The sequence below is a fragment of the Enterococcus hulanensis genome (assembly GCF_005405485.1).
Classification (GTDB): Bacteria; Bacillota; Bacilli; order Lactobacillales; family Enterococcaceae; genus Enterococcus_A; species Enterococcus_A hulanensis.
Map to the genome: position 1 here is coordinate 65,794 of NZ_BJED01000006.1, position 22,114 is coordinate 87,907.

The following is a 22,114-nucleotide window of genomic DNA, read 5'->3' on the forward strand; positions in this document are numbered from 1 at the left end:
TTTCTCATTGACTAGCTAAGCGAACGAGCTCGTTAAAGCAGCAAGTTTGTCTTACTGTTCAAGAGCTAAACCAGTGCGCTGAGCTTTTCCTGCAGAAAAATTAAATACATTAAGCAAAAAATAAGGAGGAGTACAAAGGTATGAAAAAAAGAAAGATGTTGTGGAGCGTCATTTGTTTAGTGATGTTGACACTTGCTGGTTGTGGCGGCGGTGGCGGCAGCACTGACGGGTCAAACGATGGTGGCAGTAGTGATGGCGACAATACGTTGGTAGTCGGGATGGCCTCTGATTTAAAGACTTTGGATCCTCACCATGGCTATGAAGTATACGGGAACATGGTGTATTACGCATTTTATGATTATTTATATCGTTCTTTTGATGGATCAACTCCAGAGCCTTCATTAGCAGAGTCTCATGAGTTAGATGATTCGCAAAAGGTACACACTTTCAAAATCAAAGAAGGCGTAAAATTCTCTAGCGGGAATGAATTGACTTCTAAAGATGTGAAGTTCAGTGTCAATCGAGTGAAAAATCTGAAAAGTAATACAACGCACCATACGGAAAATGTTGAAAATATCGAAACACCAGATGACTATACAGTGAAGTTCACGTTGAAGGAACCAGATGCGGCGTTCTTAGTGAAGTTAGCGAATAACTCATTTGCGATCGTAGATTCAGAAGTTGTCAAAGAACACGGCGGGACCGATGCAGAGGATGCGTCATCTAAGGATACAGCTGAAAAATGGTTAAACTCAAACTCAGCTGGTTCTGGCGCGTATGTTTTAGACAAATGGAAACAAAACGAAGAACTTAGCATGGTCAAGAACGACGATTACTGGGGCGAAGTGAAAAACGACAAAGTTATCTGTAAAGAAATCCCAGATGTAAATACGCAGATTCAAATGTTGAAACAAGGTGATATTGATATTGCTTTAGGTATTGGTGTGGATAATGTATCACAGCTGAAAGATCAAGAAGGCGTGAAGATCAAAAACTATGTTGGTTCAACGACTACCTTCTTATTGATGAACCAAGATGAAAAAATCGGCGGACCAATGGCAAATCCTAAGGTTCAAGAAGCGGTTCGTAAAGCAATCAATTACGAAGAATTGCTGAAAATTACGGGCGATAAGGCAGTATTACCATTAGATATTGTGCCAAAAGGTTTTGTAGGTGGTCTAGAAAAAGAAAAGAATTATCAAGATTTAGATGAAGCGAAGAAATTAATGGAAGAAGCTGGGTACAAAGACGGCTTTGACGTGAAATTCACTGTGGCAAACTTCGATACAGAAGGGATGTCATGGACAACGCTAGGACAAAAAATCAAAGACGATTTAGAAAAAATCGGTATCAATGCCAAGATTGAAACGTCTGAAATTGGCGTCGTGATCGACTCTTATCGTGAAGGAAAAGAAGCCTTCTTAATGATGCATTGGCATCCTGACTATATGGATATTAATAATCAATTGGCATTCTTACCAGGTGAAACGGTTGGGGAGCGCGCGAAATGGATGGATGCTTCAAATGCGAAGATTGATGAGTTGAAGAAAACGATCCAAACCGAATCAGATGAAGAAAAACGTACTGCAGCATCGGAAGAATTACAAAAACTATTGGCAAACGATATGCCATATGCATTCTTAGTACAACATCCGAAGGTATTAGCTTTCCGTGATAACTTGAAGGGTGCAGATTATTACGAAGTACAAAAAATCAATTTCCAAGATGTCAGTATCAACTAACCAAAGGGCAAGGGGCAAAAGTGTATGAGGAATATGGCTAGGTTTTTATTACGGCGCTTATTATTTGTTTGCTTTCTGATCATTGGGGTGACGTTTTTAGTATTCATGATCTCACATCTCGTTCCCAGTGATCCGATTGCATCGAATATGAGTCCACACGCGATGAGTGATCCCGTAGCGGTAGCAGCTTATAAAGCACGCTGGGGTTTGGACAAGCCGCTAATGGAACAATACTTTATCTATCTGGGTAATTTGTTGCGGGGAGATCTTGGGATTTCGATTCGCACCGGTAATCCTGTTATCAATGATTTGAAACAGTTTTTCCCTGCGACTTTGGAACTATCCATCATGGCTATGCTGATCGCCGTTCTTTTCGGGATCACGTTTGGGATCATCTCTGCGGTCTATCGCAACAAGCCGTTTGATTATCTAGTTCGTACTATCTCAATCAGCGGGGTCTCGATCCCGAACTTCTGGTTTGCGTTAGTCATGTTGTTGCTATTTTATTCCAAGTGGCAATTGTTTCCAGGCGGTGGGCGAGTCAGCTCGCGAGTATCAGCACCAACGGGAGGCACAGGTCTTTATGTTTGGGATGCGTTAACGAGCGGGAATTGGGCTTTGCTTAATGATGCACTATCCCATTTGATTCTGCCGGCAATCGTCCTAGGATTCTTTACCATGGGACTGATTTCACGGCAGACCCGCTCGAATTTGTTGGAAGTTTCTTCATTAGATTATATTCGGACAGCCAAAGCAAAAGGTCTATCGCAACGCCAGATCGTTTTACGACATGCATTAGGAAATGCTTTAATTCCTGTAATCACTGTTATGGGTATGGGCTTTAGTAATTTGCTGGGCGGTATGGTCTTCGTTGAAAAAATCTTCTCGTGGCCGGGAATCGGACAGTATGCTTATCTTTCGGCGACGACGCTGGATTTTCCAGCAATCTGCGGCGTTTCATTATTGATCGCGATGGTCAATGTGGTACTGAATCTCCTGATCGACATCCTATATGGAGTCATTGATCCGAGAGTGAGGTACAGCTAATGAAACGACTATTAAAGCAAAAAAACTTTTTATTCAAATTAGGGATAGTTATTTGTGCACTATGGGTATTCGTGGCAGTTTTAGCACCGTTGATCGTGCCTAAGAATCCGTTAGCGCAGGATATGATGGAGCGTTTCTTGGCACCAGGATCGGGTGGACATCTACTTGGAACCGATGAATTAGGTCGGGATGTGTTTTCGCGGGTCTTGATGGGAAGTCGCGTGTCGATTACTGCTGGACTAGTAACGGTCTGTATCACGATCGTTATTGGGACAATTTATGGCGGGATCGCTGGTTACGTAGGTGGAATTATTGATGATATCATGATGCGTTTTGCAGAATTGATCGCAGCATTTCCGCCGTTGATCTTGGCGATGGTGATCGCTGCTGCATTAGGGCCAAGTATTTTTAACTCGGTATTGGCGATGACGATTATTTGGTGGCCGAACTATGCACGGCTGATGCGGAGTCTCGTGATCACTTTGAAGGAGAATGAGTACATCGTTGCTTCCAAAGTTTTAGGTGCGAGTCATTTGCGGATCTTAGTCAAAGAGATCGTGCCGAATGCCTTAGGTTCACTATTAGTTATGGCGACCTTGGATATCGGAAATGCGATCGTGACCTTCTCGGGACTGAGCTTCTTAGGATTAGGAACGCAGCCGCCAACACCTGAATGGGGTTCGATGGTGTCTGATGGCGTCAATAATATGAATTACTGGTGGATTTCCACCTTCCCAGGTATTGCGATCTTCTCGATGTCGATCGGCGCCAACTTTGTCGGTGACGGGCTGCGAGACTATCTTGATCCAAAAATCAAAAATAAATAAATTAAAGAAAGTCTGTCTTATGGATTTCATAAGGCAGGCTTTTTTGGGATGAATCTGCTGTAGATTATTTATCCATTTCTTACTTCAATAAAATCAATAGAATAAAGTATATGATGAAAATTTTTTGCGATTTCTATGATTCCGTGATAATAAATAATAATTTATATATTCTTTTTCGAAAGAAATTATTTTAATAACGAAATGTGATAAACTTATTATTGAATAAGGAACACAGTCATACGAAAGAGAGAAGGTGAAGAATTTGGGCAAACATACTGATCCAAATGAAAAATCTAAAGGCAAATATGTCGTGATCGGGCTCGCGGCACTTCTATTGGCAGGTGGTGCTTATTTTGGCATGACACGCGTTTTTAATAATTCTCCGGAAAAACCAAAGGAAACGGTCACTGCTAAGGATACGCCGTCCTCATCAAAGGAAAAGACAGCATCAAGCAGCAAGAAGAAAGCAGCTAAGAAAAAAACAACGACGAGTTCTACGAAGAAAGCAAAAAAGAAAAAGACAACAGAATCCTCTAAGAAGAAAAAGACCAAAGAGTCCAGTACCAGTAAAAAGCAGGAGAGCTCTGAAAAAAAAGCCTCAACTAAAGCGAAAAAGAAAACAACTGCAAACTTGGATGCGGCAGCTTTAACACAGAGTGCCGGCAAAGTGTATTATGATGTCTATTATTTCAAGGACAAGCAGGATTTTTCAAGTAAGAATTCTGAACAGACAGTTGCGGCCAATGTCATTGAATTATTCATCATGGATTATGCGTTGGCGCAAAATGATGGCGGCAATCAGGTGATCCAAGATAAGAAATTGACAGAGTGGCTGACTCCGATGATCCAAAAAAATGATATTAATGCTACCAATGTTCTGATTGATCACTATGGAATGGATAAATTGAATGAGTATTTCAAAGCGCAAGGGTATCCAGATACGCAGATTAATCGTCGAATGGTCGATATCAATGTGCGAATCACCGAGGATGATAATTACACGTCGTTGAACGATTGTATGAAGCTGTTGAAAAAAATCTATGACAATCGAGAAAAAGAACCGCAAAAAACCATGCTGGAAATATTGAAGGGTCAAGTAATCCGTACGAAGATCCCGCAAAAATTACCAGAAAATACAGCGGTAGCCAACATCACCGGCGAACAGCAAAATGTCGAAAATGATATCGGACTTGTTTTAACCGAAGACAATCCGTTTGCGATCGTCGTCTTGACCAAGGAAGTCACAGATATCGTAAAAACAAGAACAGCGATTGCTGATTTTAGTTTAGCGGCGACAAAATTAAAATAGACTAGAAAGAACTTATCAAAGCTGATTTGGTAAGTTCTTTTTTGCGCGCGTTTTTTTCAGTTTTAAGTTCTAAATGATTTTTTCTTAGAGATACACTGAAGCGATTATCTAAATAACTGATTTATCGAAATGTGGTTGTCGGAATAATAAATCAGAAGAAGTGTTATAAAGGAATGATTGTGATTTTTCATACTATTTATATGATAAAATAAACCTAAGAAAAAAGCGGCTATTATTATTTTACGGGATTAAATAATGGGGAAAAAGGAGCGGTTTTAAAATGAAAGTATGTCCAAGATGTGGGGAAGAAAATAGCGATCAATCACTCTTTTGTGAGCATTGCGGCTATGAATTCGCTAAGGCAGAAGCTTCGCCTAAAAGAAGTCAGGGAGCGAATTTGCAGGAAACGACACAGTCTTCAACTTATTCGCCGAATCCGAAAAAATCTGGTGTTCCGAAGTGGGCATTCATCATCGCCGGGGTAGCGTTGTTAGCAGTCTTTGTAGGTGTTGGTTTTGCCGTGGCTGGACGTTCAAATAATGAGGCAGAACCTCCAACTACGACCACGACATCGAACTCGATCGATACCAGCAAATATGATGAGATTATCGCCGAGGCCAAAGAATTAACGATCAACGGCGATTATAAAAAATCAAATCTGAAGTTGAGTCGTATTCCAGCGAGCGATTTAGGTAAGAGTGAATTTTCAGCGATTGCTGATGAAGTCGATAATCTGACTGATAAAAACGAAGAAGGTTTGAAGCAGGAAGAGGACAAAGAAGCGACTCAAAAAGCGCAAGAAAAGGATCGTCCAGCGGTAACAACCTCAGGAAGCAGCAGCGGCTTTAGCGGAGATTACGCGAAATGGGCTAATACCTATTATTTCTATTACTCTCAATCTAGTCAACGGCAAACGGCGTTGACAATCGGTGCGAACGGCAGCGTGACTCAAAAAAATGTTAATGGGACACAATATTTTGGTAAGGCGACGATTACCAGTGCCAGCGGAGATGTTTTAAGTTATGAAACGAATGAACAGTATCCAACGGAGATGCCAGATACTAAGTTGATCAATCCGAATGTCCAAATCACAGTGACTTGGGATGGCGGCGGCACACAAATCTATTATGGTTATGTTTCTTATTCTTCCCGTCTAGCATTGACCGACGGAGTTTCGAAAAACGATGGTGTCAATGAGGTTTGGATCTCTTAAAATTGTATACGAAAGAAGTTGAAACCTTTGGGAAGACATTCCAGTCCGGAAAAATCAGGGAACGCTAAATATATTTTGATAGGAATGCTTTTTCTTATATTGGCGGGCTCTTCGTATTTAGTCGTGAACACTTTTTTTGCCCAGCAGCAGGAAAGTGCACCGTCGACCGCTAAGAAAAGCACTTCGAAAAAAACAAGTTCAAAGCCAAAGCTTGAAACAACGACTGTAAGTACCAGCAATACGCAGCAATCAAGTGAATCCGAACCACAATTGGATGCAACTGCACTGACAGCGAGCGCAGATCAAGTGTATTATGGCGTCCATTATTTCAACCAAGACAAAGACATTTCCAGCAATAATTCAGCACCGACTATTTCAGCTAGTGTGATAAAGGTGTTTATTATGGAATATGCATTCACCCAAGCAGATCTTACTGAAATGCTCGAAGGAAAGGCAATCAATGATTGGATCATATCCATGATTCAGCAAAGTGATAATGATGCCGCAAATATACTGATCACTCATTTCGGCATGGAGCAATTAAATGAGTCTTTCCAAACACAAGGGTATCAGGATACACGTTTGGAGCGGCTGATGTTAGACAATGAAGCACGTAATCAAGGAAAAGAAAATTATACATCGTTGAATGATTGTATGTTCTTTTTGAAGAAACTCTATCAGCAGCAGGGCGACTATCCTTACTCAACGATGTTGAATATTATGGAGGGGCAGACGCTTCGCACGAAAATTCCTAGTAAATTATCCGAAGACATCCTTGTAGCAAATAAAACCGGCGAGCTGGATAATATAGAAAATGATATCGGTCTGGTTCTAACAGAAAAGAATCCTTTTGCGATCGTGGTGCTGTCGCAGAATTATCAGAACGTTGAAGAAATCAGAGGAGCGATCGGCGATTTTACGTTGGCAGCGACAAAAATGTATTAATAAATTAGAAAAGAAAATCGGTTCTGCTTTAGTCAGCTAAAGCAGAGCCGTTTTTTTGTAGAAAAAAATACATGAAGATAAGAAATTAGTCATTTGGTCACGGAAAGAATGTGAAATTTAGATTACATATAAAACTAAATATAAAAACAAAAGATATTATCGTGAAAATTATTCTGATTTAACAAGCCGTTAAATCAGACGTTATAGTGGATTGTTGTAAAGCGTTTTCAAAAAGTCGTTGACAAAGAAGAGGGATGGTTATATATTTAACTTGTGAATAGAACCATTGGCTCTTTTTTAGAACCAAAGGATTTTTTTAGAAAGGGGAGGGTTTTCTTGATCGGTTTGCTTGTAGTCACACATGGAAACTTAGGGAAGTCGCTTTTGGAGTCAATCGCTATTATTGCCGGAGAAGTGAAATGTTCGGCATCCGTCGGTTTGTACCATGGAGACAGTCCGATTCAATTGAAGGAGGAGATTCAGGAAAAGGTTGAAGCGTTGGACACTGGGGAAGGCGTGATCGTTTTAGTCGATTTTTACGGAGGAACACCTGGGAATGAAGTGATGAAGCTATTAACGACAAATGAGATGAAAGTGCTTTCTGGAGTGAATATGGCGATGCTGCTGGAAATCGTGGTGAATCGCGAATTTTCAAACGATTTAGAAGCATTGGCTAAAACGGCTCTTCAAAGTGGTAAGGAAAGTCTGCAAGATTTGAACGAAGTATACAACCATTTAATTGCAAAGGCAGGGGAATAATAATGAGTATTGTATTAGCAAGAATCGATGACCGTCTAATCCATGGTCAGGTCATGACCTCATGGCTCAATTATACAGGAGCAAATCGAATTATTATTGTAGATGATGAGACCGCTAACGACACCTTTTTAAAAATGATCGTGACATCCGTTGCACCTGCGAATATCAAAACAGAGGTTTTTGGTATTAATGAAGGGGCAGAAGCGATTAAACAATTAGCAGACTCAGATAAAGTAATTATTTTGGCCAAGTCGCCGGGAGTCTATGTTGAATTAATGAGTCAAGGGATTCCGTTGGAAAAAGTGAATATTGGTGGAATGGGTGCGAAAGAGGGCAGAACGAAATTCTATAAAAATATTTCTGCTTCTTCGGAAGAAAAAGAAAGTCTAAAAAAACTAATTGATGCGGGAGCTGCTGTGGCTATCCAAATTATCGCTGAGGATAAAGCAATTGATGTGGCAAAATTATTGACCTAGGGAGGGATATCAATGGAAATATCTTTTATTCAAGCAATTTTAATTGGGGTTGTGTACTATCTTGGCGTAACAGGGACACCTTGGCTTTCGTTGTTAGGAAGTATCTCTTTTATGCAAAAGCCATTAGTTGCTGGAACGGTTGTTGGAATTATTTTAGGTGATCCGGTTCAAGGTGTCATTATTGGGGCAGCGATTCAGCTTCCTTATATCGCATTTATTTCAGCTGGCGGAACAGCACCTGTTGATCCTGGTTTGGCAGGAACATTAGGAACGGCTCTAGCAATTGCTTCTGGAGCTGACCCGCAAACAGCAGTTACCTTGGCGATGCCGATTGGTTTATTAGGTACAGTGATATGGGTCGCTCATATGACGATTGATGTTTTCTTTGTACACATGGCGGATAAAGCAGCAGACGAAGGAAATCTTGATCGGATTAATTTTTTACATGTAGTTCCACCGCAAATCATTCTCTTTTTAATGAGTGTGATCCCTGTAACTTTAGCAGCTTATTATGGCGCAGGTGCCGTTACGACTATTCTCGGATATTTAGATGGAACCCCATTGCATGTGCTTCAAGTAATCGGAGGCTTATTGCCGGCGCTAGGGATCGCGATGAATTTACGTTCAATCAATCGACCAAACACCATGCTATTTTTCATTTTAGGATTCGTAATGTCGATTTACATGGGATTAGATGTCATCGTTATCGCCGTTTTAGGTGCGATCATTGCTTATCTCTACACGATTACGCCTAGAAATGAAATCGGCAGTTTAAGTTAGGAGGAGAAAAGATGGAACAATCAGTAGAAAATGACATTCAAAAACCCAAAAAGGAACTGACTAAAAGAGACGTAACGAAATCCTTCTGGCGCTGGACCTTTTTCAGCCACGCCAATTACAATTATGAACGCTTGGAAGCTACTGGGCTGGTTCATTCATTAAGTCCGATCATTAAAAAGCTTTATGCAGATGATCCAGAAGAATATAAGAATGCATTAAAGCGACATATGGCTTTCTTTAACACAGAACCTCATTTCGGCGGGATCATTTGTGGGATGGTTATTGCTATGGAGGAGGATCGGGCGAATGGTGCTCCAATTACCGATGATGCGATCAATGGAATAAAAACAGGATTAATGGGACCTTTTGCTGGAATCGGCGATACTCTTTGGCAAGGGACACTGACACCAATATTGCTAGCTTTCGGTGTAAGTCTTGGTGCCGAAGGAAATCTGATGGGACCAGTTGTCTATGGTCTCTTAATGTTCGGCATCATGTTCTCACTGGCCTACTTTGTTTGGATGCAGGGCTACAAAATGGGGAAAGCCGGAATTGAAAAGATTTTAGGCAGCAATATCCTACAGTATTTGATTACAGGTGCATCGGCTATGGGAGCGATTGTTTTAGGTGCTTTGACCGCAAACTTTGTTTCTGTTTCCTCTCCATTTGTGATCAAGGTCGGCGCAGTGAAATTAGGTCTGCAAGAGGATATCTTAGACAAGCTGTTCAAGGGAATTCTGCCGCTGGGAATAACCTTGCTGACTTTATATCTGCTGAAAAACAGAAAAATGAAATCAACGCGGGTGATGCTAATCTTAGTTGTTATTGGAGTAATTTTTGGAGCGCTTAAAATATTTTAGTCAATCGTTGAGAAGGGAGTCGGAAAATGAAGACAGCAGTCTTTTATGGAATTAAGGATTTGAAAATTGAAGAGTGCGATTTGCCAGAAGTTTCAGAGAATAAAATTTTGATAAAAATCGAAGCTTGTGCGATTTGCACTTGGGAACAAAGAGTCTACACGGGAGTAAAAAAAGTTGAATATCCTTTTATTGGCGGTCATGAGATCGCAGCGGAAATTGTTGCTTTGGGCAGCAACATCGATAAAACGAAGTGGCAAGTTGGCGATAAGGTCGTATTTGGGACTAATCTAGCCTGCGGTGAATGCGACTTCTGTAAAAGCGGTGAAGAACAGAATTGCTTAGACTTCAATCACAGTAAACAATTGGAAGGACTTCCCCATAAAGGAATGGGAGGCTTGTCAGAGTATATGCTGGTAGAGTCAAAGCATTTATTCCATTACTTCGGCGTTACACCTGAAGAAGCAGCACTAACAGAACCGTTGTCCTGTGTCGTCCATAGTTGTGAAACGGCTGATATCCAGTATGGCGACTTAGTTGTAGTCATTGGATGCGGCATCATGGGATTGCTTCATGTGGCATTGGCAGTGAAAAGCGGTGCCAGAGTTATCGCGTGTGATTTAAATTCGGAGCGGTTGGAGTTGGCGAAAAAAATTGGGGCTCATTACATTGTGGATTCTTCAAAAGAAGAGCTTTCAACTAAAGTTAAAGAGATTAGCCATAATTTAGGCGCCAATGTAGTTTTTGATACGACACCGATCCACAGCGTCGCAGAAGAGTCGATCGAGCTGGTTTCAAATACCGGAAAGGTAATCCTTTATTCTTCATTCTACCCAGATGAACCAGTCAGCTTCAGTCCAGACAAACTGCATAAGGGCGGATACTCGATTGCAGGTACAGCTAATTCGAATAGCCGTGATTTTGTTCGGGCATCAAAAATGATCAGTGAACGTGTGATTGATATGCGGCCATTTATCAGTGAAATCGTTCCATTTGCGGATGTTGTAGCGGGATTTGAATCGGCGATCAAGGGAGATAAATATCGTGTAGTAGTAAGATTTTAAGCCATTAAGCAAAAAAGTAACATAGGTAACGTTAGTATGGTAGGTAGTTGTATAAAAAATCAGTTATAATCAATAGTGAAAATCCATTCGATTTAATCTTTATTTATTATGCAGCTGCCTGTCTGTTTTGATAGAAATCTTTACGATCTCCCTATTCAAGACAAGACGAGTGAAGGGGGAGTATATAAGTGGAAGAATTTATTCCGAAGTACAAAAGAATCAGTGATGATATTCAAAATTTAGCTAAAGTGTTGAGTGGTCAAGGAAAGCCGCTTCCCAGTGAACGCAAATTGTCTGAAACGTTTGATGTAAGCAGAACGACAATAAAACGTGCATTAGAATCATTGGAGAGGCAAGGCATTGTTACGTATATTGAAGGCAAAGGATTTATTATTCCTGATCGAGATGTAAAGATTGTTTCAAGTATGCATATTTCTGGTTTTTACGAGGACATTGTTTCACGTAAAAAGAAAATCAGCTCCAAAGTCTTGAAAAAGAACGTGATTCAGGCCGATCAAAAATTGAGTAAAGAGCTTAAAATAGCGGAAAATGATTACGTTTTCTACCTTTTACGTTTGCGGAGCGTGGATGGCACCGTTTATTCACTATCGGAAAGCTTCATCCCAATCAGCCGCTGTCCGGAAATCGGCTCTTTTGATTTGACCGATAAGTCTCTTTGGAAGGTGTTAAATCAATTTGGGATTTATCCAGAAATTGTTAGCCAGCGAGTGAATGCGCGCATGGCCAATTACACAGAAATTGAATACTTGAATATTACTAATCCCGCGGTAGTCATGGTCGTCAATAATATGGCCTATTGGGATGATAAACCGATTGAGCTTTCATATGTCTATACAGATGTTTTCTCAACAAATCTTGAGTATCGTTTTAGTAAATAAAACGAGGAGGAAGATTCATGTTAGTAACATTAAATGAGCTTTTGAAAGATGCAAAAGAAAAAAAGTATGCCGTTGGAGCGTTTAACGTCCCCAACTTAGAAGCGATCCGAGCAGTCATTCAAGCAGCAGAAGAGTTGGGTTCACCAGTGATTTTGCAGCATGCAGAGGTACATGAAAATCTGATTTCTTTAGAAGAGATCGGACCAATCATGCTTCAATATGCCAAAGCAGCGAAAGTTCCCGTGGCAGTGCATTTGGATCATGGGGCATCTTTTGAGATGTGTGTCAAAGCGATTAGATTAGGATTCACTTCTGTTATGTATGATGCATCCAGCAAGGAATATGAGGTCAACTTGGCAGAATCCAAGGAGATCGTAAAAATCGCTCACGTTGTCGGTGTTAGCGTTGAAGCAGAGTTAGGACATATTTTTACGTCAGCAGTGGGAGGCGGAGAAGGAAGAGGTTCTGACTCTAGCGAAGATTATGAAGACTTGGAAGATGTTTATACCGATCCAGATTTAGCGAAGGCTTTTGTGGAAGAAACTGGGGTTGATTGTCTGGCTATCGGTTTCGGGACTGTCCATGGGATTTATTTGAAAGAACCGAAGCTTGATCTAAATCGAATTCTTCAAATCAAAGAAAAAATCGATGTGCCTTTTGTGATGCATGGCGGTTCGGGTGTATCGGAAGAGAATTATCGAACAGCGATAAAAAATGGAATATGCAAGATCAACTATTATACCTACATGAATAAAGCGGCTGGTAAAGTTCTTCAAGAAGAGCTGGAGAATTTTTCAGGAGATTCCGTTTTCTTCGATGAGCTTTCATTGAGCGCAATAGAAGCGATGAAGAACAATGTGAAGGCAGCGATGGAAATTTTTATGAACCCTTGATCTTTTGACATTAAGCTTTAATGGAGGAAAAGAGATGGAAAAGATTGCAGCATCGATCATGTGCGGAAATCAATTAGCGCTGGGACAGGAATTACAGGAATTGCATGCAGCGGGAATTGATTGGCTGCACTGTGATGTAATGGATGGTGTCTATGTAAATAATTTGGCGATGGCTCCATATGTATTGGAACCAATCATTCAGACAAAAAAGTTTACTACTGATGTTCATTTGGCTTGTGTCCATCCAGAGAAATATATTGAGATGTTTGCGCCGTTAGCACCGGATTATCTGACTTTTCATCTGGAAACGACTAAAGAACCTGAGGCATTAATAAAAATGATTCATGATAAGAGGATCAAAGCTGGGATTGCAATCAATCCTGAAACACCGGTCGAAAAGCTCTTTCCTTATTTAGCATCTGTAGAATTACTTCTTATAATGACGGTCAATCCTGGTTTTGCTGGACAAAGCTTTCAATGGCCGGTTTTAGAGAAGCTTGAACGTTTGAATCGTCAGCTTGAAATGCAAAAAGTGACGCCCCTTATTGAAGTCGATGGCAATATTAATTCCGAAACAACTGCTGCTATCAGTGAGATTGGTGCAAATCTTTATGTTGTTGGAACCTCAGCACTCTTCAATGACAAACCAGGTTCTTACGAAGAAAAACTAAAAAGCTTAAAGCAAAGCTTCACATCGTTAGAAAAGAAGTAAAATGATCGTCATCTGTTCTTGCCTTAATATATTTAGGGCAAGCTTTTTTTCTTCAAGGGTTAGCTGTCTATACAGATTTTTTATATCATGGTAACCTTTTATCATTGATATAAATTTAGTTAGCAGGATGGAGCAAATCAAATGACGAAAGAAGAATTTCTAATCAAGATAAAAGACGGCTTGATCGTTTCTTGTCAGGCCTTGCCTGGTGAACCTTTATATACAAAAGAGGGCGGAATAATGCCTTTGATCGCATTAGCAGCAAAAGAAGGTGGTGCGGCAGCGATCCGAGCGAATTCTGTGCGAGATATTCTGGAAATCAAAGCAGTTGTCGATTTGCCAATGATCGGTTTGATCAAGAAACAATACCCGCCAGAAGAACCGTTTATTACCGCAAGTATGCAGGAAGTAGATGAACTGGCGGCAACTGGCGTGGAAGTGATTGCGTTGGATTGCACGTTGCGTAAACGTCATGACGGACTGACAATCAACCAGTTCATTCAGCAAATTAAAGAAAAATACCCTAAGCAACTGCTGATGGCTGATATCTCAACTTTTGAAGAAGGTATAAATGCTTACGAAGCAGGGGTTGATTTTGTCGGTACGACTTTAAGCGGTTATACTGCAGAGATAGCAAATCGCAAAGGTCAAGGACCAGACTTTGAATTGATAGAAAAACTAGTCGATGCAGGATTCCCCGTTATCGCTGAAGGGCAAATCCATACTCCCGAACAAGCGAAAAAAATCCAGACTATGGGCGTTAGCGGTATTGTCGTTGGCGGTGCGATTACCCGGCCAAAGGAAATTACGGAGCGGTTTGTAACAGAATTGACTGATTAAAAGGAAATTAACAAGTGGCTGTTTGAGAAGTGTTTTTTGCTTCATTTATCAACATTTCTCACTCAAACTTTGCCATCGGAGTTTCGTTATTATTGATTTGAAACATTCAATAATATCCGAAATTTTCGATGGCTTTTTCATTCAATTTTCTGTTAAAAAATCTAAGAAATTTTAATATATCATTCTAATTTTATTTTCATAAAACTATTGACATGGATAAGAAACATGCTAAACTTAATTTACGGATAATTTATCCGTAATCATATATAATGGAGGATAATAATTTATGGAGAATTTGAAAGTTGCGGTTGTTGGTGCTGGTATCTATGGAACACATCATGTGGATGTTTACAAACAGAATCCATTTGTTGATTTGGTTGCTGTATGTGACTTCAATGCGGATATCAGGGAAAGAGTAGAAGAAAAATACAAAGTAAATACTTACGCAACGGTGAAAGAGATGCTCGTTAACGAAAAATTGAATGCGGTTTCTGTTGCAACACCAGACCATTTACATGTAGAGCCAGCTGTTGAATGCATTAATCATGGTGTGGACGTATTGATTGAGAAACCTTTGGCTACAACAGTTAAGGATTGTCAAATGATTCTAGATGCAGCTGAAAAGAACAATGTCAGAGTAGCAGTTGATTTTCATAAGAGATGGGATCCGGCTGCTATCTACACGTACAATCAGTTAAAAGAGTCTGAACATGGATATCCAATCCGAGGGTACATGAATATGGATGATACTATTGACGTTCCAACTAAGTGGTTCAAATGGGGGAATGCTTCTGATCCGATCGATTTTCTAGGAGTACACTGTATAGATTTGATGCGTTGGTATATGAATTGTGAAGTCACGGAAGTTTATTCAGTAGGCTCAAAGAAACTCTTACCTAGCATGGGTGTTGAAACTTATGATAGTGTTCAATCAATCATCACTTTTGAAAACGGTTGCACTTGGACGTTGGAGAATTCCTGGATTCTGCCTTCGGGATTCGCTAAGGTTAATGATAGCCGTACTGCTGTTTTAACATCGGAAAAGTATATTAGAATCAATAACCAAGACCGCGGTGTTGAAATGGCTGACCATGAAAAAACACATACACCGAATGTTTTCTTCTTCAATGATTTCAATAACAAAGTAGTTGGTTTTGGTGCAGATCCAATTAATAGTTTTATTGATAGTTTAATCGATGGCTCTGATTTTGTAGCAGATGTTTATGATGGTTTACAGGCTGCAAAGGTTACTGATGCGATCCATGAAAGTTTAAGAACAGGAGAACGCGTTAGACTTTAATAAAAAAGGGAGGTAAAGAACATGGCAAATCAAAGAATTGTCAGAGTGGACTACAGATTGATACATGGTCAAGTTGTAGCTAAATGGATTAAGTATCATCCAATACATCGAATTATTGTGGCTGACGATGATTTAAAAAATGACGACTTTATGTGTGATATCTATAAGTTAGCAGCTCCTGGAAATGAAGTTGAAATTGTGTCTTTGGCAGAATTGGCGACTACACTAAACAAAAAGAACGATGACGTAATGATTATTTTTAAAGAAATCAAAAATGCGAAGCAAGCATTAGAGGATGGTGTGGATTTAGTTGAACTGAATGTTGGTGCTGTTCAGACTAGAAAAGATAGCCGATTTGTGACTTCTGGAGTGGCCTTAACAAAAGAAGAATTCGAAGACATGGAAGAATTGCAGGAAAAAGGATTGAATGTGTATGTTCAGCCAATTCCTGAAAATGAAAAGTTATCGTTAGAAGGTATTAGGAACAAAATTAAATAGATTGGAGGATATATTATGGATCACAGTGTTGTAATGGCTGTTGCGATGGCATTGCTTTATTGGTTAAGTCGAGGAATGATTGGTGGTTATTTTGCTCTATTTTTTATTGGAAATCCGATTTTTATTGGGATTATTTCAGGCTTGATTTATGGAGATGTGGCAACCGGTTTAATTATTGGAGGTGGTATTGCAGCTGTGTTTGCCGGGATTATTGCACCTGGAGGAAACTTGCCGACTGACCAAGGGATGGCGGCAGCAACTATGATCCCAATTGCTTTGAATACTGGATTGTCTGTTGAGCAAGCAATTGCCTTTGCTGTGCCGTTAGGTCTTTTAGGAGCGCAGTTACTAAATTTACGGAAGATTATCAATGTTCCTTTAGTGCATAAGGCAGACGAATACGCTGAGAAGGCTGATACTAAGGGGATCGCTCGAGCAGCTATTTGGTACCCTGTAGCAACATCTTTCCTACTATTATTTTTACCAGTATTTATTGTCGTGCTATTCGGACAGGACGTCATGTTGAATCTTTTAAAGATAGTTCCTGAATGGATTATGCACGGCCTAGAGGTTGCTGGCGGTGTCTTACCAGCTGTTGGTTTTGCCCTAATCATTAATTCAATAGGTAAACCTAGACTAATACCATATATTATTATCGGATTTGTTTGTGTATCAGTACTGGGTATGAATTCCTTAGTAACAGGGATCATTGCTATTTCGATCGCCTTTATTACTGTGTTGAATCGTAAGCAGCTTTCTGAATCAATGGGAGGGTAATACAATGGAAAAGAATGAAAAAAAACTAACACGTTCAGATATCAATAAAACCATGTTCAGATGGTATTTTTCAACTGAAATATCCTTGAACTATGAAAGAATGCAGTCAATCTCTTTTACCTATGCCTTAATGCCGGTATTAGAAAAATTATACGATACTACTGATGATTTAAAACGCGCTTTGAAACGACATTTGGAACTATATAATACAAATTGTACGGCTGGAGGATTGATTTTAGGAACTGTTCTAGCTATGGAAGAAGAAAAGGCTAATGAAGGGACCATCTCTGATGAAGCAATTATTGGTATTAAAACAGGATTGATGGGACCTGTAGCAGCTTTTGGAGATTCTTTTAGTGCAGGCACACTCCAAACGCTATGTATCTTAGCTGCTAGTACATTGGCTGCAAGCGGTTCCTTTGTAGGATTACTGATGCTATTTTTAGGGAACTTCATTTTAATGTGTGAATTGGTTTTGACAACGAACCTAACTTATATCAAGGGTCGAGAAGCAATTAAGGATGTTTTATCCTCAAGATTAATGACGGATGTACTTGAAGGTGCAAATATTTTAGGGATGATGATGATGGGGGCGCTGACTGCGTCTATGGTTAGATTAGTTACACCTTTAACTGTAACCTTTGGAGAAACTAAAATGAAAATCCAAGATAATTTTGATAATTTGATTCCCGGCCTATTTTCAATTTTAGTATTATTTTTGTTTTACTATTTGATTGGTAAGAAAAAAGTTAGTATTTCTAAAGTGATCTTTGGAACAATTATAGTATCAATTGCTTTATCGTTCTTTGGAATCGTCTAAACAGAAAGGAAACGATTGCACATGAAGGGGATTTTGATTGTCAGCCATGGAAATTTGGCAGAAGGAATGCGAGATACATTGGAGCTTTTTGCAGGAAAGCTTGAACAACTTGATACACTGACTCTGTCTGCAGGGCAAGATATTTCAGACTTTAGAGATAAATTGTCTGATAAAATTGAGTTGGTTGATACAGGGGATGGAGTAGTTATTTTCTGCGATTTAGCTTTTGGAACACCAGCTAACGTAATCGCTAAAATGTTAACCGACGTTAAGCATAAAGACAGGCTTCAAATTATTACGGGCATGAACTTGCCGCTAATTTTAGAATACAGTCAATTTAGATCAGATAATGTTGATTTTAATGATATGATTAGTGTGGGAAAAGATGGTATTATGAATTGGAATGAAACGTTGAATATTTGATAGAATTACTAACTTTAAAGGAAAAAACTCAATGAATGCTATAGACACGATAAGTAATAATTATGATCGACTGACTAAATCTGAACGAAAAGTTGCTGATTATATAGTCTCAAATAAGGATAAGGTCGTACACAATACGATAAGCGATCTAAAACAATTACTAAATGTTGGGGACGCCACAATTAACCGATTGTGCAAAAAGGTTGGGTTCTCAGGATTTACTGAATTGAAAATCGCGATTGCCAAAAACAATGTACGGATTGAACAAGACAATTTCAACAATACTTCTTTGTTGAATAAAATCAAAGAAACTTTGGATCGAACGCATGACCTTATTGACGAGAACGACTATAGAAAAGTCGTGGGTTTGATTGAAGGGAAGCGCCATATTTATATATTGGGCAAAGGTCAGAGTGGACTGGCAGCTATAGATTTAGAGAAACTGCTATTAAGAAATGGAGTTCAATCAACGGCCTTGTTAGATTCAGATTTTCAGGTGAATGCTGCAAATGTAATGACTCATGACGATTTACTTATTGTATTTTCATTGTCTGGTCGAACGGCAAATTTGATTGAGACAATCAATATTGCTAAAGAAAATAATGTAATGGTTGTAGGAATAACAAATTATTTACTTTCGCCAATAGCGAAATTGAGTGATGTGGTCATTCAAAGTTCATATGATGAGTTTTTCAGTTCACCAGTGCCTGGCAGGATGAGTCAAATGTATATAGCTGGGTTGCTCATAGATATTTATGAAAACGAACATCATGCTTCAAAAAGTTTAGAAATCAGAGAGAAAACATTAAAAGCGATCATCAATAAACGTGTAGAAGAATAAGATAAACGTACAGAAGAGATTTTCTTTTTCTGTACGTTTTTTTAGTGCAAGGTTGCATCTGACAACACCATAATGTATCATGAATATATAATTATATATATTCACGATGTTTTGAGGAGCGAAAACAATGAAAAAAAGCAAAGGATTTTCCGAGGAAGATAAGATTAATTTAAGAAATAAACTATGTGCTGCTTGTGAGAAAAGTTGGACTAGATTAGGTTATCGAAAAACAACGATAGGTGAACTTACAAAAGAAACAGGTATTGCAACGGGATCTTTCTATCTTTTATTTGAGCATAAGGAAGAGCTGTTCATTTCTACATTTATTTTGGTACAGGAGCGATTAAGAAGTGACTGGATGGAAATACTGAAGAAATATCCCAATAAAGAAGGTTTTATCAAAGCGATGATTGGCCTGTATCGTGAATATCAAGCATCCCCGTTTTTATATGATTTTTCAAATCCAGATTTTTTGGCTTTACTGAATCGTTTAAGTGAGGATGAACGTGAAGAGTTTACCAGCAGCTCCTTGTCATTTTTTGATGATATCCTTTCCTATACGAATCTTAAATTAGCGATTTCTGAAAAAAAGGCTTTTGGTGTACTCAGCAGTTTGCTTTATACAGTAACGTTTACGAATACGGTCTATGATCAAATGGAAGTATTTACTTTTATGTTGGAAACAATCAGCGATCAATTATTTACTGAAGAATAAAAGGAGGAAAAAAGATGTTTGATCATTCAGCGAAGTATTTTGAAAAAGTATCAGAAGATATGGGCGTATCGATAAAGATTCCTAGACCATCAAAAAAAAGTATTCAAGCAAGTGTAAAAAGTAATACCGTAGTGGGTGTAGGTTTAGTGGCTGGAGGCGTCTTGTTATCTAGCAAAGCGATGGTTACATTGGGCATTCTAAGTATTGCTGGCGCTACAGCGCTTCATTATCAGATAAAAGCTTAACTACAAATCAAACGCTAGAACGGCTCTATGTTCTGGCGTTTTTTTGAAAAGACCGCAACATTGATGAAAAAATTTTTTCACTTCCCATTTATACTGGTTATTTGAGCAAGTTTGTGAGAGGTGATCAATGATGAATATTTTAGCGGAAGAACAAAAAGAGTGGCAAATGATTCGCAAAGAAATCGAGAAAAAGGAAAGCCGACTTGAACAAGAAGTGATTCGTTTTACCAAAGAACCGCAGCAGTTTCATCAGTACCTGGTCGATTATAAGGGGGAGATCGATCCTCATGAAATGTTTATCAATTCGCGGCTGTTGGATCAGCAGCAATTAGCTGAATCGGTCAGCGGCAAACAATTAATTCGTTTAGAAAAGCAAAAGCAGAATCCGTACTTTACTCGCGTTGATTTTGTTTATGAGGGAGAGCAGGCAGCAGAAAAAATTTACGTTGGACCCTTTTCTTTTTCAACGAATGAACAAGGCTTGTTGATTTATGATTGGCGCGCTCCAGTCGCAAGTATTTTCTATGATTATGACTTAGGAGCAGCACATTTCCAGACACCGGCGGGCACCGTAGCAGGCGAGATAAAAAGAAAGCGCCAGATCAAGTTCAAAGATGGAGAACTTGATTATGTTGTAGAAACGGACACGACTGTTTTCGATGAGGTTTTGCAAAATGAACTGCGGCAGCAAAAAGGCGGGCAAATGTCTACTATCATCAGTACGATCCAAAAGGAACAAAACCAAGTAATTCGCGATAGTCGTTCAAAAGATATGATTATTCAAGGAGTCGCTGGTTCAGGTAAAACGTCGATTGCTTTACACCGCATCGCTTTTTTGCTCTATCATTTTCGTGATCGTATCACTTCTGATCAGGTGATGATCCTTTCACCCAATCGTACGTTTAGCCAATTTATTGCGCAAGTACTGCCAGAATTAGGAGAAGACCCAGTAACTGAATGGACCATCGACGAATTTGGTCAGACAGTTTCAGGTATCATGAAGGTGCCTTCGCGGTTTCAAGAGATCGAAGCCTTATACCTCAATGGTCAGTTGCAATTAAGTGAACGAATCAGCTATCTTGCTACTAAACGATGTGTCGAAAATTTGAAAGAATATCTCAGAGAACTTGAAAGGTTTACACCACAAACGATTACGGTTGGCGATTATAATTATGACGCGGAATACATTCTGAAGCGCTACAGGGCATATCGGAAGAAACCAATATTTGAACGCTTCCGACTTATTGCAGAAGATATATTAGAAAATCTGCGCAGCCGCCCTTTTCAGCCGAAGCGAAAGCCGACGAAAAAGCAATTGTTTAACCGCTTGAAGAAAATGTTCAATTATACGACAAGTACGAAGCTGTATCATCATTTTTTAGCAGAACAGAATTTCTCAATTAAAAAGCTGGTTAGTTATTCTGATTTATTTCCCATCATTTATATTCGTTTATTTATTGAAGGAATCGACGAGTTTTCGCAGATTCGCTATTTGATTATTGATGAAATGCAGGATTATACGCCGATCCAATATGAGGTATTCAAGAAATTATTCTCTTGTCCAGTTTTATTGATTGGGGATTTTACTCAATCTTTGACAACGATTAATGAAATGAACTTAGGTGAATTGCAGACATGCTATCCTAAAGCGCAATCGATTTTTCTTACGAAGAGTTATCGATCAACCTATGAAATTATTTCTTGTGCTAAAAAAATCATCGATGATCAAACAATTGAACCAGTCTTACGCCATGGTCGGGAACCACAAAAACGAATCGTTCATTCTCGAGCGGAAGAAGTTTCAAGTATAATAGACATAACAGAGCAATTAAGAGGCGAAGGGCTGACCACGATTGCGTTGATAACGAAAACTTTATCAAGAGCAAATGAATGGCTGGAGTTACTGAATGAGCAAGGAATAAATTGCGGAATACTTGCAGATGAATCAGCGAACTTGCAGGAGCATCTTTCCATTTGCCCGCTGGTTCAGTCGAAGGGTTTGGAGTTTGATGCAGTGATTATTGTTGATGCTGATGAGGAAAATTATCCTGGTTTATTAGGAAAGCAGCAATTATTTATCGCAGCGACACGAGCCATGCATGCCCTCTATTTTCTTCAAAGGAAGTGAGAAA

The 22,114-nt window shown here is 39.3% G+C and carries 24 protein-coding genes; all 24 read left to right on the top strand.

Annotated features, from left to right (window positions below):
- The first annotated feature begins 140 nt into the window (after nt 1-140).
- The 24 genes from FFR60_RS08000 (at nt 141) to FFR60_RS08115 (ending at nt 22,110) form a co-directional block, all read left to right on the top strand.
- The gene (locus FFR60_RS08000; RefSeq protein WP_137663734.1) at nt 141-1,742 is read left to right on the top strand and encodes an ABC transporter substrate-binding protein; all 1,602 of its coding nucleotides are present in this window, start codon (nt 141-143) and stop codon (nt 1,740-1,742) included.
- A 24-nt stretch (nt 1,743-1,766) separates the two neighbouring features.
- The gene (locus FFR60_RS08005; protein ID WP_088933383.1) at nt 1,767-2,789 is read left to right on the top strand and encodes an ABC transporter permease; all 1,023 of its coding nucleotides are present in this window, start codon (nt 1,767-1,769) and stop codon (nt 2,787-2,789) included.
- Nucleotides 2,789-3,616 carry an ABC transporter permease gene (locus FFR60_RS08010; protein ID WP_137663735.1) on the top strand — a complete coding sequence of 276 codons (828 nt, stop codon included), beginning with the start codon at nt 2,789-2,791 and terminating at the stop codon, nt 3,614-3,616. Before FFR60_RS08005 ends, FFR60_RS08010 begins: the two co-directional genes overlap by 1 nt.
- Before the next feature lie 253 nt (nt 3,617-3,869).
- Nucleotides 3,870-4,925, top strand: coding sequence for a serine hydrolase (locus FFR60_RS08015; RefSeq protein WP_249354971.1), 1,056 nt, complete (start codon nt 3,870-3,872; stop codon nt 4,923-4,925).
- 280 nt (nt 4,926-5,205) lie between these two features.
- A complete protein-coding gene (locus tag FFR60_RS08020) occupies nt 5,206-6,138 on the top strand; it encodes a zinc ribbon domain-containing protein (protein WP_137663737.1) in 933 nt (310 codons plus the stop codon).
- Between the two features lie 27 nt (nt 6,139-6,165).
- Entirely contained in the window at nt 6,166-7,083 is a 918-nt protein-coding gene (locus FFR60_RS08025) for a serine hydrolase (RefSeq protein WP_137663738.1), read from the top strand.
- A gap of 336 nt (nt 7,084-7,419) precedes the next feature.
- On the top strand, nt 7,420-7,842 hold the full coding sequence (locus FFR60_RS08030; protein ID WP_088933379.1) for a PTS sugar transporter subunit IIA: 423 nt from the start codon (nt 7,420-7,422) through the stop codon (nt 7,840-7,842).
- Nucleotides 7,843-7,844: 2 nt separating this feature from the next.
- Nucleotides 7,845-8,318: a PTS sugar transporter subunit IIB gene (locus FFR60_RS08035; RefSeq protein WP_088933378.1), complete on the top strand. Its 474-nt coding sequence runs from the start codon at nt 7,845-7,847 to the stop codon at nt 8,316-8,318.
- A 12-nt stretch (nt 8,319-8,330) separates the two neighbouring features.
- Nucleotides 8,331-9,098: a PTS mannose/fructose/sorbose/N-acetylgalactosamine transporter subunit IIC gene (locus FFR60_RS08040; RefSeq protein WP_088933377.1), complete on the top strand. Its 768-nt coding sequence runs from the start codon at nt 8,331-8,333 to the stop codon at nt 9,096-9,098.
- 11 nt (nt 9,099-9,109) lie between these two features.
- On the top strand, nt 9,110-9,958 hold the full coding sequence (locus tag FFR60_RS08045) for a PTS system mannose/fructose/sorbose family transporter subunit IID (protein ID WP_088933376.1): 849 nt from the start codon (nt 9,110-9,112) through the stop codon (nt 9,956-9,958).
- Nucleotides 9,959-9,984: 26 nt separating this feature from the next.
- Nucleotides 9,985-11,019 carry a zinc-dependent alcohol dehydrogenase gene (locus tag FFR60_RS08050; RefSeq protein WP_137663739.1) on the top strand — a complete coding sequence of 345 codons (1,035 nt, stop codon included), beginning with the start codon at nt 9,985-9,987 and terminating at the stop codon, nt 11,017-11,019.
- Nucleotides 11,020-11,207: 188 nt separating this feature from the next.
- Nucleotides 11,208-11,918: a GntR family transcriptional regulator gene (locus tag FFR60_RS08055; RefSeq protein WP_088933374.1), complete on the top strand. Its 711-nt coding sequence runs from the start codon at nt 11,208-11,210 to the stop codon at nt 11,916-11,918.
- 17 nt (nt 11,919-11,935) lie between these two features.
- Nucleotides 11,936-12,811 carry a class II fructose-bisphosphate aldolase gene (locus tag FFR60_RS08060; RefSeq protein ID WP_137663740.1) on the top strand — a complete coding sequence of 292 codons (876 nt, stop codon included), beginning with the start codon at nt 11,936-11,938 and terminating at the stop codon, nt 12,809-12,811.
- Nucleotides 12,812-12,845: 34 nt separating this feature from the next.
- Nucleotides 12,846-13,523: a ribulose-phosphate 3-epimerase gene (locus FFR60_RS08065; protein ID WP_137663741.1), complete on the top strand. Its 678-nt coding sequence runs from the start codon at nt 12,846-12,848 to the stop codon at nt 13,521-13,523.
- Nucleotides 13,524-13,664: 141 nt separating this feature from the next.
- Nucleotides 13,665-14,363, top strand: coding sequence for an N-acetylmannosamine-6-phosphate 2-epimerase (locus tag FFR60_RS08070; RefSeq protein ID WP_137663742.1), 699 nt, complete (start codon nt 13,665-13,667; stop codon nt 14,361-14,363).
- Between the two features lie 286 nt (nt 14,364-14,649).
- Nucleotides 14,650-15,663, top strand: a complete 1,014-nt coding sequence (locus FFR60_RS08075; protein WP_137663743.1) for a Gfo/Idh/MocA family protein — start codon at nt 14,650-14,652, stop codon at nt 15,661-15,663.
- A 21-nt stretch (nt 15,664-15,684) separates the two neighbouring features.
- Nucleotides 15,685-16,161 (top strand): PTS sugar transporter subunit IIB, encoded by a 477-nt coding sequence (locus FFR60_RS08080; RefSeq protein ID WP_137663744.1) that lies wholly within the window; start codon nt 15,685-15,687, stop codon nt 16,159-16,161.
- A gap of 15 nt (nt 16,162-16,176) precedes the next feature.
- Entirely contained in the window at nt 16,177-16,938 is a 762-nt protein-coding gene (locus tag FFR60_RS08085) for a PTS mannose/fructose/sorbose/N-acetylgalactosamine transporter subunit IIC (RefSeq protein ID WP_137663745.1), read from the top strand.
- A 4-nt stretch (nt 16,939-16,942) separates the two neighbouring features.
- Entirely contained in the window at nt 16,943-17,758 is an 816-nt protein-coding gene (locus tag FFR60_RS08090) for a PTS system mannose/fructose/sorbose family transporter subunit IID (protein WP_137663746.1), read from the top strand.
- Nucleotides 17,759-17,779: 21 nt separating this feature from the next.
- Complete coding sequence (locus tag FFR60_RS08095; protein ID WP_137663747.1) at nt 17,780-18,181, top strand: PTS sugar transporter subunit IIA; 402 nt, start codon at nt 17,780-17,782, stop codon at nt 18,179-18,181.
- Nucleotides 18,182-18,212: 31 nt separating this feature from the next.
- Entirely contained in the window at nt 18,213-19,022 is an 810-nt protein-coding gene (locus FFR60_RS08100) for a MurR/RpiR family transcriptional regulator (RefSeq protein ID WP_137663748.1), read from the top strand.
- A 127-nt stretch (nt 19,023-19,149) separates the two neighbouring features.
- Nucleotides 19,150-19,737: a TetR/AcrR family transcriptional regulator gene (locus FFR60_RS08105; protein WP_137663749.1), complete on the top strand. Its 588-nt coding sequence runs from the start codon at nt 19,150-19,152 to the stop codon at nt 19,735-19,737.
- A gap of 14 nt (nt 19,738-19,751) precedes the next feature.
- Nucleotides 19,752-19,982 carry a hypothetical protein gene (locus tag FFR60_RS08110; protein ID WP_137663750.1) on the top strand — a complete coding sequence of 77 codons (231 nt, stop codon included), beginning with the start codon at nt 19,752-19,754 and terminating at the stop codon, nt 19,980-19,982.
- 127 nt (nt 19,983-20,109) lie between these two features.
- Nucleotides 20,110-22,110, top strand: coding sequence for a HelD family protein (locus FFR60_RS08115; protein WP_249354972.1), 2,001 nt, complete (start codon nt 20,110-20,112; stop codon nt 22,108-22,110).
- Nucleotides 22,111-22,114 lie beyond the last annotated feature (4 nt).

Bases quoted from the DNA above. Each gene is read 5' to 3' on its own strand.
- FFR60_RS08000 (WP_137663734.1), top strand. From the start codon at position 141: ATGAAAAAAAGAAAGATGTTGTGGAGCGTCATTTGTTTAGTGATGTTG.
- FFR60_RS08005 (WP_088933383.1), top strand. From the start codon at position 1,767: ATGAGGAATATGGCTAGGTTTTTATTACGGCGCTTATTATTTGTTTGC.
- FFR60_RS08010 (WP_137663735.1), top strand. From the start codon at position 2,789: ATGAAACGACTATTAAAGCAAAAAAACTTTTTATTCAAATTAGGGATA.
- FFR60_RS08020 (WP_137663737.1), top strand. From the start codon at position 5,206: ATGAAAGTATGTCCAAGATGTGGGGAAGAAAATAGCGATCAATCACTC.
- FFR60_RS08035 (WP_088933378.1), top strand. From the start codon at position 7,845: ATGAGTATTGTATTAGCAAGAATCGATGACCGTCTAATCCATGGTCAG.
- FFR60_RS08040 (WP_088933377.1), top strand. From the start codon at position 8,331: ATGGAAATATCTTTTATTCAAGCAATTTTAATTGGGGTTGTGTACTAT.
- FFR60_RS08045 (WP_088933376.1), top strand. From the start codon at position 9,110: ATGGAACAATCAGTAGAAAATGACATTCAAAAACCCAAAAAGGAACTG.
- FFR60_RS08050 (WP_137663739.1), top strand. From the start codon at position 9,985: ATGAAGACAGCAGTCTTTTATGGAATTAAGGATTTGAAAATTGAAGAG.
- FFR60_RS08060 (WP_137663740.1), top strand. From the start codon at position 11,936: ATGTTAGTAACATTAAATGAGCTTTTGAAAGATGCAAAAGAAAAAAAG.
- FFR60_RS08065 (WP_137663741.1), top strand. From the start codon at position 12,846: ATGGAAAAGATTGCAGCATCGATCATGTGCGGAAATCAATTAGCGCTG.
- FFR60_RS08070 (WP_137663742.1), top strand. From the start codon at position 13,665: ATGACGAAAGAAGAATTTCTAATCAAGATAAAAGACGGCTTGATCGTT.
- FFR60_RS08075 (WP_137663743.1), top strand. From the start codon at position 14,650: ATGGAGAATTTGAAAGTTGCGGTTGTTGGTGCTGGTATCTATGGAACA.
- FFR60_RS08080 (WP_137663744.1), top strand. From the start codon at position 15,685: ATGGCAAATCAAAGAATTGTCAGAGTGGACTACAGATTGATACATGGT.
- FFR60_RS08085 (WP_137663745.1), top strand. From the start codon at position 16,177: ATGGATCACAGTGTTGTAATGGCTGTTGCGATGGCATTGCTTTATTGG.
- FFR60_RS08090 (WP_137663746.1), top strand. From the start codon at position 16,943: ATGGAAAAGAATGAAAAAAAACTAACACGTTCAGATATCAATAAAACC.
- FFR60_RS08095 (WP_137663747.1), top strand. From the start codon at position 17,780: ATGAAGGGGATTTTGATTGTCAGCCATGGAAATTTGGCAGAAGGAATG.
- FFR60_RS08100 (WP_137663748.1), top strand. From the start codon at position 18,213: ATGAATGCTATAGACACGATAAGTAATAATTATGATCGACTGACTAAA.
- FFR60_RS08105 (WP_137663749.1), top strand. From the start codon at position 19,150: ATGAAAAAAAGCAAAGGATTTTCCGAGGAAGATAAGATTAATTTAAGA.
- FFR60_RS08110 (WP_137663750.1), top strand. From the start codon at position 19,752: ATGTTTGATCATTCAGCGAAGTATTTTGAAAAAGTATCAGAAGATATG.
- FFR60_RS08115 (WP_249354972.1), top strand. From the start codon at position 20,110: ATGATGAATATTTTAGCGGAAGAACAAAAAGAGTGGCAAATGATTCGC.